A 12,957-nucleotide genomic window follows, 5' to 3' on the forward strand; every position below is an offset into this window, starting at 1 on the left:
AATCCCTTTTACCAGCTCCCTTGGGTAGACCATAATATGGTCACATTAGCATTAGGAGGAGCACCCTCCTGATGAAGTATACTATACACGCGCAACGTCTGATCATCCAGCGTTACCTCGGCTTGTAATAAGTAATAATCGCCATTGGTTGAGCCCGCTGCTGATTTCGCATCACCGCTCGTAGGTAAAGTAATGATATATGGAATTAATTTTTGATATACAGCGGCATCAACTCCAGTAATCAACCTGAGTTCGGTAGGACTCACCATCGGTGTGTGAGCTACGCCATAAGGAGGAACTAGAGTAGAATAATATTGATCATTTTTTGTTATTGCTTGTCCAACCCAATCATTCACATTACCAATGAGACTTCTGATTTCAGAGTCGGAGAGCTCAGGAACACGAGTACTTAGAAATTTCACGAAGGCATCTTGTGCTGATGCGTCAGATAATGCATTAATATTCGTGCGCTGATCAAGTCGTTCTAAATGCCCATTCGCATGTCCACGATTATTTGCAATTGTTGTTTCTGGAAAATTTCGTTCCCATAAATCGGTACTTTCACTGACAGCAGGTTTTTCTGACTCTTTTATAACTCCTACCGCCCAAAATAAAACAGCTTGTGAATAGCGATACGTCTGTGTTGCGGTCTGAATTTGTTGAGTTCGACGAATATCAATGCGTTGTTGCACCATTAAACCTACTGAAATAATAGTAATAATAGCAACAATAAGCAGCACAGCAACTATCGCTGATCCAGACTGTTTATTAATGGGCCGCATTGATTAGCCCTCCTGGCAATCCAAAATAACGTGTTAAATGCCCTTCTTTTCCAAGATCGATATCAATAAATAGTGCGATTGCATCGTCATCATCATTAATAAATTCACCACGTCCATTCACATATTCAACTTTAAATTGCGTTACGCCTTCGAGCAATCGGCGCTTTCCCATGGATGTATTACTGACTCTATCTAGTACAGGCCAACCGTATCGCATCAAGGTATTTTGTTCTAAACCATAACCAACTCGCTGCAAACTGCTGCGTTGATATTGATCATTCGGATTAATCATTCCACCGGATGTAAGCTCTAATCTCACTGGATTTGTCATATCGACAAGTACGGCTTTTATTAATTCACCATTATTATCACGAATCGGGCGTGGCACTATTTGAGATAAATCACCGATTAAAACAGCCATGGCCATTTGCAATTCACCTAACCGTTTTGCACGAATACTGACTTGTTCTTGGGCACGCATCACCATATTCAGACCACTCATCACGATAATCATAATTACTGCAAAAATTGCCATGGCAATAATAATTTCTATTAATGTAAAGCCATTTTTTTGGGGATTATTGCGCATGACTTGTACCTATGTATCCTGTTGAAACTGATATCGTATTTTTTTGTGGATCTAGAATGGTAACTTCAATTTCTTGCACATAAGCATTTTGGGTTGCTTTAGTACGAAGCTGCCAACCCCACTCTTTATTTAAACTTGCTTGGACACCGTTGTTAGCCTTCAATAATCCTAGTTGTGCTCGCGAAATAACATCTTCTGTAACCCACATTGCGGCGATTTTTTCTTCTAGTCTTATCTGCGTCCGAACATTTTGATTAACTGAAAAAAGAATAGCACTAAAGGCAATACTCACAATCAGAAGAGCAATCAATACTTCGACTAAAGTAAATCCTCTCTGATTATGAAAATTCATTTTCATTTTAACACCTGAAGTGATAGTTCTCCTGCCTCACTTCCCACTAGCCTATAGTGTGCAGCTTCTCCAGAATAGCCTACATCTATTGTAAAAGGTGTAAAATCACCACTTGACTGAATGACGACTTGAGGCGTAACCATACTTGCATTCATGGGCGCTGATGAGGTAACTCGCAAAAAAATGTCATTTGGAACTGACCGGGATTGCCAAAAACTATCGTGTTCAGCCAATGGTCGCCACCGAAGTTCTCGTTCATTTGAAAAATAATAGGCTTGATAAGCATCTGTCTGAATAACTATTCCAATTACAGCCGGCTGTAAAATCGCTTGTTGCTGACAAACTTGAATAAAAAATTGTAATTGCTCTGCAAACACAGTGACTTTTCTTTCGAATCGAACGGTTCCGGTACGCAAAATAAGAAAACTAGTAATAATAGCGATAATTGTGATGACAACAATTATTTCTACTAGTGTAAAACCAGTCTGTCGATTCTGACGCTGCAAGCTAGTCACTCCAGTTCCCGATCTCTGCATTGATTCCTTGACCACCCGGCTTGCCTTCTGCACCGTAAGAAAAAATATCAATTTCTAAATGCTCACCTGGATTAAGATAATGATAAGGTCTTCCCCAAGGGTCATCACTGAGTCTTTGAATATACCCACCAGTTCGCCATGCTGCAGGAATAGGGTCGCTTGTTGGCTTTTTGATTAACGCTTCTAATCCTTGCTCAGTGGTAGGGTAAGCACCATTATCAAGTCGATATAAATCTAAAGCCGTCTGCAACGTCCGAACATCGCTTTTAACTTTTGCAACTTTAGCTTCATCGGGGCGACCAATAATTTTTGGAACAATAAATGCGGCTAAAATACCCAAAATAACCACTACAACCATTACTTCAATTAACGTAAAACCCTTTGATTTACTTTTTTGAAAAATCATTAAAAATCTCCTTTTTTCATCCAATAAATTGATTGATTTCAAAAATCGGCAACATTATCGCCAATACGATAAATAAAACAATCATACCCATAACTAAAATCATACCAGGTTCAAATAAAGCTAATGCGATATCAATTTTTTGTGCGACAACACGCTCTTGATAATCAGCACTTTTTTCCAACATTGCTTCCAGCTTACCCGTCATCTCACCAGCACCCACAAGCCGCACTGTCAGCAATGAAAAATATCCAGTGTCTTGTAAAGCGCGATTTATTTGTTCACCTTCGCGAACTCTGTTAATTGCTGCGTCAATTGCTTTACGCATTGGCAACAATTTCACAACACTGTTGGCTGCTTGCATGGCTTCTAAAACGGGAACAGATGCTGCAAACAATATTCCAAATGTTCTTGCAAAACGTGCGGTATTAATTTCCCGCAAAGTATGACCAAACACGGGTATTTTTAAGAGGAATAATTGAACCTTAGCTTTGAATTCATCCTGCCGCAAGAGACGTTTCATGACTATGATAAATACAATGATCGCTATTCCAATAATCCATCCGTATGAATTCACAAAGGAACTTACTGCCAACAATACTAGCGTCACTGTCGGAAGAGCTTGATTAGTGTTCACAAACACATTAACAATTTTTGGCACAACATAAGCCAACAGAAACGTAACAACTGATATTGAAACTAATGTTAATACTGCAGGGTAGACAAGTGCATTTTGAATTTTCGCTTGTACAGCTTGTTGGCGTTCTAAATAATCAGCGAGTCGCTGTAGCACATTACCTAACTGACCCGAACGTTCACCTGCTGCAACACTCGCACGATATAATCCAGAAAATGTTCTGGGATACTCACCTAATGCTGTGGCGATAGAATGCCCCTCCACAATTTTAGCATGTACGCCCAGGAGAATCCCTTTGATGTAATTTTTTTCACTTTGTTCTGCAAGATTGAGTAACGCTTCTTCTATAGGCAAACCAGCATTAATTAAAGTCGCAAATTGAAAAGTCAGCATCGCCAAAGCAGGTGCAGAAATTTTTTGCTTAATTACGAAATTAAAATGACCTTTTGGCGTTTTTTTTTCGTGAGATAACTCAACTTCAAGGGGAATTTTTCCTAAATCACGCAAGCGCTGCCTAATCTGAGTTGCTGAATCGCCCTCAAGCACACCTTTAGTCGTTCGACCATCCTTATCCGTTGCTATATATTTAAAAACAGCCAATGACACTACTCCATGTGTGCAACATTTTCAATCAACCACTCGTTACTCTGATGACTTCATTTAAAGTGGTATCACCTGCAAGCACTCGATCACAACCATCTTGTCGTATACTCGGCGAACGAGTACGAATATATTTTATCATTTCTTGTTCACTACAATCTTCATGAATTTGTGTTCGTAATTTTTCATCGACCTCAATGATCTCATAAATTCCTGCACGCCCTGAAAATCCAGTTAGATTGCAAAATTCACATCCAACAGCCTCATGCAATAAAGGTGGATGATTAAAATCAACTTTTAAGAGCTCACACTCTTTATGAGTTGCAGGATAGGATCTTCGACAAAGTTTACAGAGAACTCTCACTAAACGTTGCGCAACAATGCCTATCAAAGATGACGAAAGTAAAAATGATTCTACACCCATATCACGTAATCGAGTCACTGCACCAATTGCAGTATTGGTATGTAAAGTAGATAAAACTAAATGTCCTGTTAAACTTGCTTGCACTGCAATCGAGGCTGTTTCTAAATCACGAATTTCTCCCACCATCACAATGTCAGGATCTTGTCGTAATATAGCACGCAATCCTTTTGCAAATGACATTTCGATTTTTGTATTCACTTGCATTTGACCTATGCCAAGCAAATCATATTCTATAGGATCTTCTACTGTTAATATATTGCGATCAGGATTATTCAGTTCAGTTAGTACAGCGTAAAGTGTCGTTGTTTTTCCCGATCCTGTTGGACCTGTCACCAAAATAATACCGTGTGGTATGCTAATTAAATGGCGCATAACGGGTAATAAATCAGGCGGCATTCCTAATTCAGTTAATTGCAATGTATCAGATTTTTTATCGAGCAATCGTAATACCATGCGCTCTCCGTGGCTCGCAGGAATTGTAGAAACTCGCACATCAACAGGTCTTCCTGCTAAACGTAATGTGATTCGTCCATCTTGAGGCAATCGTTTTTCGGCGATATCCAATTTTGCCATCACTTTTAACCGTGAAATCACGATTGCAGCAATGGCGGTAGGTAATTCGAGCATTTCGCGTAAAATCCCGTCCACCCGAACTCGTACAATTAATTTATCTTCGAAAGGCTCTATGTGAATATCTGAAGCAAGTAATTTAATTGATTCTGTTAGCATAGCATTGATCAAGCGAATAATAGGCGCATCATCTTCACTTTCAAGTAAATCAGCTGTTTTTGGTAATGTTTTTAATAACTGCTGCAATCCCAATTCTTCTTCTAGCCCTTCAGCCATTTGACTCGCCATACCTGTTTTTGTTTCGTAGGATTTTGCGAGCATACTATTGAATTCTTTATCACTCACTCTCTCAAGATTAAATGGTCGACGTAAAAAACGTCGAATCTCAATTAAAGCGTTAGGACGTATTTTAGAACGATAAATTACTTTTGGATTTTCTGTATCAGAATTGATAATAAGAACACCGTGTCGCTTAGCAAAGCGATAATTAATTAAGGGCATTGACTCTTTCTTTAACGACATAATCACTTCCTGATACATTACATTCCGCCTCTAATACGCCCCTTGGGTCCCGTTGGAAATATGGGTGGTCCACTTGGATTTCCATTATTTGGATTACTAAATTGTTGCTGGTATTTTTCTCGTATTTCTTTAATTCGCTCTTGCCACTCTTGTGGAGTTTGAATTTGTTGAGGTTGTTCACCACCAACATCTATTGCAGACGCGCCAACAGGTTCGTCTGTATCATCGTCTGATGTATTTTGCTGAAAAGATGGACTTTGTTGAGAAGGTGAAATTGATGGTCGCTGTGCTTCTGAAGCAGATCTTCTTTTATCCCATTTTAAAAAAAGCGATTCAATTTGACCATTGCGTTTTAATTCAACTTTATTTTCGTAGACTCTATATAATTTTCCACCATCGGCTAATTCTTGATCAATGCGATAAATTTTAGGTCCTCTACCCAAACTCGCAATGATAGCCCTCGATTTTTTAGGATCTGTTTCGAGCATAATTCCCAACAATTCTAAATTTGTGTTGACTCTAGAAACAGTTGCTTGGTGTGAAGGACCAAATAATGGGGTTTGCGATATTTGATTGATTGAAGAAACTTCGGGTTGCGATTGTTGCGCAGAAATTTCTTGAGACTGTGATCCGGAGAAAGTAACTACACCCACAGTATTGTACAAAAGATATCCTGCGCTAATAATGATGATGATTCCGAGTATTACAATTCCCAACAGCCAAATCTGGCCTTCAGATTGCCGGAAATATGCCCTAATCCGTGTTGAAAAATCCATAAAACTCATAAAAATTCTCTATAAATTTAATACTTCGTCTCATTGCCAATTATAGCATAAAGAGGACGAAGTCGGGTGATGGGGGCATTGATACCAGGGAAAGGGGGCATTGAAGGTGTCAGATCTAAGATTAATGCATTGTAAATCTCTCATCACAATCCTATAGCTGCCTGTGTAGAATGCATTAATCTTAGATCTGACACCTTCAACTCAATTGTTACCATCAAAATGGCTCTGGCAGAACCTTTCCTTTACCCTGCGGTTTCGTTGGCAATAATTTTGGCCGAGGCAAATAAAGATCGAGAGTATTATTAGATTCAGATTTTGAAGTCTTTTTGACTTCTCTTTCTGCGACTATTCTTCGAGGACGAGCAACAGTTTCTTCATTGCTATGTTTAATTACTCGCTGTGCTCCCTCTGAACGTACACTATTTTCAGCATTGCCTGGTCTGATAAAATGCTGCTCTCGTTGCTGTGGAGCAACAGGTGAAACAATAGGATCGGACGGAATATAATCTGCACGCAGCTGTTGCTGACGTAAATATTCGTATTTACCGCCAGTGACTTTATCTACACTGCGATCATCCATTAACACTACAGGACGCATAAATATCATTAGATTTGTTTTATTCATTGTACGTTGATCACTTCGAAATAATGCACCCAAAATAGGTATATCACCTAACACAGGTACTTTTTGACGCACATTGTTTACCTGATTTTGCAATAATCCACCGAGCACTAATGTTTGACCATTTTTCGCCATTACTGTTGTGGTAATAAATCGTTCAGAAGTATTTGGATTTCCAGCAACACCAGTATCCGGTAAAATACTAGAAAGTTCTTGCTGGATTAACAACTTCACCTCACCATTCGGCGTAATTTGAGGTTTAAGTACTAAAATTAATCCAACATCTTCTCGATCAAATGTCGTTAAAGGATTTCCACCCGTAGGGTTATTGTTAATTTGCGATGTTGCAAACGATACCTTTGTACCGACTTTGATAGTTGCTTCTTGGTTATCTAAAGTAATTAGATTCGGCGTCGCCATTATATTGGAACGAGAATCAGAATGTATTGCACGAACCACCGCTTGCAAATTGTTGTTACTTAAAAATCCTAGTGTTAATCCATTTCCTAAGGTGCCAATCGCTGCAGCAGCAGGAAATTTACCAGTAGCATCTTTCATTGATGTTGGGGTAGCAGCACCACCAAAACGAGTAGAAGCAAGAATAGTTCCTGCCGTACTCCATTCAACACCTAAATCTTTTTCTGCATTTAAATCTACTTCTGCGATAACCACTTCAATTAAAACCTGCGGTAATCGAATATCCAATTTTGAAACAACTTTTCTACATTTATTTATGAGATCTGTAGGTCCTGTTACAATGACTGAATTCGTAGATTCTTCCCATTGAAGATTAGGCCCCAAACTTCCGCTTCGAGGAGCAACAAATGTTTTTCCACTTTGAATACTTTCACCAAATGTGGAACCACCACTCCCGCCCCCTCCGCTCGATGATGAATAATTCGCCGCAGGATTAGCGATATTAAATAATCCAGTTGTTGATCGCGGTGTCGGCGTGTAATTTTGTGAAGCACCTTGAGTAGATGCTGAAGCTCCACCCGCTTGTAGCTTTTCTTGTTTGGGTAAATTCGCCAAATAATTATCAATAACACCTTGTAATACCGTGGCAACTGTTTCAGCAGGAATATAGCGTAAATAGAATACCTCCATATTATCCCGGCTGGTTGAATAATCCAGATCTAGTTTTGCTGCCGCAGCTTTAACAGCTAAACGCTGATCACTCGTGCCTCCGTACATCAAAATACTGTTGGTGTGATCATCTGCAGCTAATTGCAATCCTACTCGTGCATTGGATGAATTAGAGGCAGTCACAAAAAGTTTTGATAAATTAACAACCAAATCACTAGCAGAAGCCTTCTTTAGATGAATCACATCTAATTGATCTTGTGGAGGCGTATCAAGACTTGCCACCAACTCTTGTATTTTTTTAATGTTATCTGCATGATCTGCAATAATTAAAGAATTACTTGGGCGATACACATCAATAAAACTATATTTCGGCATTAAAGGCTGAATTACTCTAATCAAGTCATTAACAGGATAATTTTTAACGCGAATCGTAGTAACAACCATTTCACTCCCATGCTCACGCATATTATGTAATGTTAATGGTCCGCTCAATCGGTTAGGTGTTTTATCAGAAACAATTTTGATCACTTTTCCTTCAGGGATTGCCACATAACCATATGTGCGTAAAACTGCTAAAAATGCTTGATATAATTCATCGGGTGATAAAGATTGTTTTGCGATAAATGTGACTTTTGCATCGACATCAGGCGCCACAATAAAATCTTTTCTGGTGATCAATGAAACTTCGTTGATCAACGTTCGAATATCCACATCTTTTAAATTCCATAATTCTTTTTTGGAACCATTTTTGTTTTCGTGCTGAAAATTTGCGGTGCTGGGATTCTTATTCGCTGCTTCATTCTGAGAAGATTGTTGAGCCTGCTTTAAAAGATCTTGTTGACTCACAGAAACAGTTTGATCTTGAGTTGCTGTGTCTTCAGGAATTTCTCCTACAGAATCAGACTCTTGGCTTTGTGAAAAGTCTTGCGTTTGCGCTGGAGGAGTTGGCATTGATTGGTTAACTTGCGCTGGTGCAACAGGACTAGCAGGACCATAAATTTGTGCTGGCATCATACGTCCAACACCCTGAGGAATACCCAATGTCGAACCAGACCAAGCTCCTAAGAATACTGCTAGCGATAAAGAAATGCATTGACGAAGCCTATATTTAAAATTCATTATCTAGACTTCCTTGGGCTGCTATTGTCACCATAAAATTTAAAAGTCTTATACTGCGGTTTTCGTACAGGCGTTTGAATAGCTACATATTGAGTATATTCAGGGTTGGTCAATCGTTTATACGCGACAACTGCCGGAGGATAATGACATTCTGCGGCATGCCTAAACCATACTCGCGCCAAATCTTCGTCACGAACAATGCCCAAACCATAATAATAAAGATAGCCCAGCGCATACTGAGCGCGAGGATTGCCACTATGTGCCGGCATCCAGAGTTTTTCAAAGGCGCGAGCATAATAGCCATGCCTAAAATCATTTTCGGCACTGACCGTTAGATAGGGAGTAGAACAAGAACTGAGCAATAAGCTGCATGCAAACCATGCAGAAAGAATTGCGACCTTGCGCCTGAATAACATTCACACTCCTTGTGACTTAATTGATCGCATAATGTACTCTATGAGGCCTTAGAAGTAAAGAGCGCCCTATTGAGCCTCAGCTAAATTGCCTTTTTCTTCTAACCAAGTTTTTCGATCGGAGGCACGTTTTTTAGCTAACAGCATATCCATCAATTCTGTCGTTTCAGTAGAATCATCAACGCTGAGTTGCACTAATCGACGCGTGTCTACTGCCATGGTGGTTTCACGCAATTGCGGAGGATTCATTTCACCTAATCCTTTAAATCGTTGGATTTCAACTTTACCTTTTTTATTTTCAGCGGAAATACGATCTAATATGCCCTGTTTTTCTTGTTCATCGAGCGCGTAAAATACTTCTTTGCCCACATCAATTCTATATAATGGGGGCATTGCTACATAAACATGCCCTGCTTTAACTAACGCCAGAAAATGCCTCAGGAAAAGCGCGCATAATAAAGTTGCAATATGCAAACCATCGGAATCGGCATCGGCCAAAATACAAATTTTATGATAACGTAATCCCTCAAGATTATCTGTGCCAGGATCAATTCCCATGGCGACTGCAATATCATGGACTTCTTGAGACGCTAAAACCTGATCCGAATCTAATTCCCATGTGTTAAGAATTTTTCCTCTCAACGGCATTATCGCTTGCGTATCACGATCACGAGCTTGTTTTGCTGATCCACCTGCAGAATCGCCTTCTACCAAGAAAAGCTCACAACGCTCAGGTTCTTGACTAACACAATCTGCCAATTTTCCAGGTAACGCAGGCCCTGCTGTTACTCGTTTGCGTACAACTATTTTACTATTTCGTGTGCGACGTTGTGCATTAGAAATAAATACTTGAGCGAGAGCTTCACCCAATGCAACATGTTGATTTAGCCATAAACTAAAAGAATCTTTAACGACCCCAGCAACAAATGTTGCGCATTGTCTAGACGACAAACGCTCTTTTGTTTGTCCAGCAAATTGGGGGTCTTGCATTTTAACAGATAAAACGTAGGCAATATTTTCCCAAATATCTTCGGGAACAATTTTCACACCGCGCGGAAGTAATTTGTGCAATTCACAAAAATCACGCATCGCATCCAACAATCCTGTACGAAATCCGTTGACGTGAGTACCACCTTGCGTCGTTGGAATTAAATTAACATAACTTTCTCCGATAACGGGCCCACCTTCGGGCAGCCAAGTTACAACCCAATCCACCGTTTCAGATTCACTCGCAAAACTCGCTTTAAATAATTCGTCAGGAATTCGAATGGCCTCTTCTAAACAAGAATTGAGATAATCACTCAAACCTTCTTGATAACACCACTCTGTAGATCGATCACCCAGATGATCAGTGAAAACAACGCGCAATCCAGAACACAACACAGCTTTTGCACGCATATTATGCATTAATTGTGTGACTTGAAATTTAACCGTATCAAAATATTGTGCATCGGGCCAAAAACGTACGCTGGTTCCTGTTTCACGTTTACCACACGTGTCTACCACTCTCAATTTAGAAGCTGGTTCACCACCATTAAAATCCATTTGGTAAACTTGGCCATTATTTTTAACCTGAACTTGTAAACGCGTCGATAAAGCATTCACTACAGAAATTCCAACCCCGTGCAATCCACCAGAAAATTTATAGTTTTTTGCAGAAAATTTTGCGCCCGCATGTAAACGCGTGAGAATGAGTTCCACACCGGAGATTTTGTGTTGTGGATGAATATCGACCGGCATACCTCGACCATCATCAATCACTTCTAATGAACCATCATTATGTAGCACAACTTCGACGCGAGAGGCGTGGCCAGCGATGGCCTCATCGACACTATTGTCTAATGCTTCTTGCCCAAGATGATTAGGATTTAGGGTGTTAGTGTACATCCCAGGGCGCTTACGCACTGGGTCAAGGCCTGTTAAAACCTCTATGGCTTCGGAAGTATATTGAGTAGTCATGACCGCTGAAGTTACTGTATTCATTGGAATAAAGCAACTGAGAACAAGTACTGATAGCCTGAATCACTAAGAACGTCCAACAACCTCGACCCTGAAGAGTATCTCCGGCCGAGCGTTCCCGCTCGTATCTCTAATCAAACACGTTGGCAAATGAATGAGTATGGGTAATAATACCTTCCTCTATACTTCAATCCTAAACGTTGATTATGAAACCCAATATCGCAATCATTAGACCAGACCAAAGCCTTTTAGAAGAAGCATTTACTTTGAGCCAACGTTTAAATATTCCTCTCATTGAGTCTACAGAAAAAGAATATTACACCGCCGTATTAATTTTTAATTTAGATACTTTATCACTCCAACTCATAGGCCCAAAAGCACCGGGCCCGATCTGGGTGGATTTCATCAGTGGGAAATATGCTCATCGTCGCAAATATGGCGGTGGAAGAAGTCAATTGATCGCTAAAGCCGTCGGATTAAAATCATTAAAATGCCCCTCCGTTTTAGATCTCACTGCTGGGTTGGGACAAGATGCTTTTGTGCTAGCTTGTTTAGGCTGTTCTGTCACAATGATTGAACGATCACTTATTATTGCTGCACTCGTTCAAAACGCCATGAATCGTGCAAGAGATGATGTTTTTTTTACAAGTTTAACATTACAATTAATGGTTACGGATAGCCTGAGCTATTTAAAATCGCTTTCAGAAAAAGAATGTCCCGATGTCATTTATATCGACCCTATGTTCCCACATCGAACAAAATCCGCGCTAGTGAAAAAAGAAATGCGTGTCTTACGGGAAATCGTCGGCGAAGATATTGATGCGGGATTATTACTCGAAAAAGCTTGTGAAATATCAAAAAAACGTGTCGTAGTTAAAAGACCGAGACACGCTCCACATTTGAATGAACGCAAGCCCGATTTGGAATACTTTGGAGAAAGCAGTCGATTCGATGTTTATATTTCTTAAGAAAAAAATTTATTATAAATTAAGACAATAAAAGTTACATAAAAATGCTGTCATCCTTGGCGTAAAAATTCTTATTTCTTGCTTCTGTAATTCTTAATTGGAATGGCTTGATTTAATTACATATGAAAATTAACCTTAATGTCATCACTCGTCATTTCTGCCAAGCGGTTGGTAGGGTCGAGCGCAATTGCTTTAGCAACACATTCCCTAACTAAAGAATAATCTTTCGCAGGAGCTGTTTGTCGAATAAAATCAGCATATTCAGCGTAAGCTTGGGAAACAATTTTGGCATCTTTTTTAGTTAAACTCGTACGAGTATTTTCGTCGTTATATAATGATTCCACAATCAGATAGACATCTTCATAACAGCTTTTAGCAAGCCCGTACCGTGTATCTTCTGGTTTAAAATAAATTCGGGCATCAGATAGATTTTTTTGTAACGCTTCTAATGAACTCAAAATAAACTCGAGTGTCAATTTCTGTGACTTTTCGACCCATAGGCGCGTATGATCGGTGTGCGTCAATACATTAGGAACAGCGAGTGAGAATCCGCGATGAAACTTCTTCATAAAATAATCTCCTCTAAACAA

The 12,957-nt window shown here is 39.6% G+C and carries 13 protein-coding genes; 1 reads left to right on the forward strand and 12 read right to left on the reverse strand.

The window, feature by feature from the left end; translation table 11 throughout:
- Positions 1–8: 8 nt before the first annotated feature.
- From K2X50_02190 to parE, 11 genes are all read right to left on the reverse strand, one after another.
- Positions 9–782: a general secretion pathway protein GspK gene (locus K2X50_02190; GenBank protein MBX9586044.1), complete on the reverse strand. Its 774-nt coding sequence runs from the start codon at positions 780–782 to the stop codon at positions 9–11.
- The gene (gene gspJ / locus K2X50_02195; GenBank protein MBX9586045.1) at positions 769–1,371 is read right to left on the reverse strand and encodes a type II secretion system minor pseudopilin GspJ; all 603 of its coding nucleotides are present in this window, start codon (positions 1,369–1,371) and stop codon (positions 769–771) included. Before gspJ ends, K2X50_02190 begins: the two co-directional genes overlap by 14 nt.
- Positions 1,361–1,729 carry a type II secretion system minor pseudopilin GspI gene (gene gspI / locus K2X50_02200; GenBank protein MBX9586046.1) on the reverse strand — a complete coding sequence of 123 codons (369 nt, stop codon included), beginning with the start codon at positions 1,727–1,729 and terminating at the stop codon, positions 1,361–1,363. Before gspI ends, gspJ begins: the two co-directional genes overlap by 11 nt.
- Positions 1,726–2,229 carry a GspH/FimT family pseudopilin gene (locus tag K2X50_02205; protein ID MBX9586047.1) on the reverse strand — a complete coding sequence of 168 codons (504 nt, stop codon included), beginning with the start codon at positions 2,227–2,229 and terminating at the stop codon, positions 1,726–1,728. The genes gspI and K2X50_02205 overlap by 4 nt, the downstream gene beginning before the upstream one ends.
- Before the next feature lies 1 nt (position 2,230).
- A complete protein-coding gene (gspG, locus tag K2X50_02210; protein ID MBX9586048.1) occupies positions 2,231–2,665 on the reverse strand; it encodes a type II secretion system major pseudopilin GspG in 435 nt (144 codons plus the stop codon).
- Positions 2,666–2,681: 16 nt separating this feature from the next.
- The gene (gene gspF, locus K2X50_02215; protein MBX9586049.1) at positions 2,682–3,899 is read right to left on the reverse strand and encodes a type II secretion system inner membrane protein GspF; all 1,218 of its coding nucleotides are present in this window, start codon (positions 3,897–3,899) and stop codon (positions 2,682–2,684) included.
- A gap of 31 nt (positions 3,900–3,930) precedes the next feature.
- Positions 3,931–5,433: a type II secretion system ATPase GspE gene (gene gspE, locus K2X50_02220; protein ID MBX9586050.1), complete on the reverse strand. Its 1,503-nt coding sequence runs from the start codon at positions 5,431–5,433 to the stop codon at positions 3,931–3,933.
- Positions 5,433–6,200, reverse strand: a complete 768-nt coding sequence (locus K2X50_02225) for a hypothetical protein (protein ID MBX9586051.1) — start codon at positions 6,198–6,200, stop codon at positions 5,433–5,435. The genes gspE and K2X50_02225 overlap by 1 nt, the downstream gene beginning before the upstream one ends.
- A 214-nt stretch (positions 6,201–6,414) precedes the next feature.
- Entirely contained in the window at positions 6,415–9,027 is a 2,613-nt protein-coding gene (gspD, locus tag K2X50_02230; protein ID MBX9586052.1) for a type II secretion system secretin GspD, read from the reverse strand.
- Positions 9,027–9,443 carry a hypothetical protein gene (locus K2X50_02235; GenBank protein MBX9586053.1) on the reverse strand — a complete coding sequence of 139 codons (417 nt, stop codon included), beginning with the start codon at positions 9,441–9,443 and terminating at the stop codon, positions 9,027–9,029. The genes gspD and K2X50_02235 overlap by 1 nt, the downstream gene beginning before the upstream one ends.
- A 66-nt stretch (positions 9,444–9,509) precedes the next feature.
- Positions 9,510–11,399: a DNA topoisomerase IV subunit B gene (parE, locus tag K2X50_02240; GenBank protein ID MBX9586054.1), complete on the reverse strand. Its 1,890-nt coding sequence runs from the start codon at positions 11,397–11,399 to the stop codon at positions 9,510–9,512.
- Positions 11,400–11,605: 206 nt separating this feature from the next.
- Between parE and K2X50_02245 the strand changes: the two genes are divergently transcribed.
- Complete coding sequence (locus K2X50_02245) at positions 11,606–12,367, forward strand: class I SAM-dependent methyltransferase (GenBank protein MBX9586055.1); 762 nt, start codon at positions 11,606–11,608, stop codon at positions 12,365–12,367.
- Positions 12,368–12,483: 116 nt separating this feature from the next.
- Here the strand turns inward: K2X50_02245 and K2X50_02250 are convergent, their stop codons facing one another.
- On the reverse strand, positions 12,484–12,936 hold the full coding sequence (locus tag K2X50_02250) for a hypothetical protein (protein MBX9586056.1): 453 nt from the start codon (positions 12,934–12,936) through the stop codon (positions 12,484–12,486).
- Between the last annotated feature and the right edge of the window lie 21 nt (positions 12,937–12,957).

The sequence above is a fragment of the Gammaproteobacteria bacterium genome (assembly GCA_019748175.1).
In the GTDB taxonomy this organism is placed as follows: Bacteria; Pseudomonadota; Gammaproteobacteria; order JAIEPX01; family JAIEPX01; genus JAIEPX01.

Bases quoted from the DNA above. Each gene is read 5' to 3' on its own strand.
- K2X50_02190 (MBX9586044.1), bottom strand. From the start codon at position 782: ATGCGGCCCATTAATAAACAGTCTGGATCAGCGATAGTTGCTGTGCTG.
- gspJ (MBX9586045.1), bottom strand. From the start codon at position 1,371: ATGCGCAATAATCCCCAAAAAAATGGCTTTACATTAATAGAAATTATT.
- gspI (MBX9586046.1), bottom strand. From the start codon at position 1,729: ATGAAAATGAATTTTCATAATCAGAGAGGATTTACTTTAGTCGAAGTA.
- gspG (MBX9586048.1), bottom strand. From the start codon at position 2,665: ATGATTTTTCAAAAAAGTAAATCAAAGGGTTTTACGTTAATTGAAGTA.
- gspE (MBX9586050.1), bottom strand. From the start codon at position 5,433: ATGTATCAGGAAGTGATTATGTCGTTAAAGAAAGAGTCAATGCCCTTA.
- K2X50_02225 (MBX9586051.1), bottom strand. From the start codon at position 6,200: ATGAGTTTTATGGATTTTTCAACACGGATTAGGGCATATTTCCGGCAA.
- gspD (MBX9586052.1), bottom strand. From the start codon at position 9,027: ATGAATTTTAAATATAGGCTTCGTCAATGCATTTCTTTATCGCTAGCA.
- K2X50_02235 (MBX9586053.1), bottom strand. From the start codon at position 9,443: ATGTTATTCAGGCGCAAGGTCGCAATTCTTTCTGCATGGTTTGCATGC.
- parE (MBX9586054.1), bottom strand. From the start codon at position 11,399: ATGACTACTCAATATACTTCCGAAGCCATAGAGGTTTTAACAGGCCTT.
- K2X50_02245 (MBX9586055.1), top strand. From the start codon at position 11,606: ATGAAACCCAATATCGCAATCATTAGACCAGACCAAAGCCTTTTAGAA.
- K2X50_02250 (MBX9586056.1), bottom strand. From the start codon at position 12,936: ATGAAGAAGTTTCATCGCGGATTCTCACTCGCTGTTCCTAATGTATTG.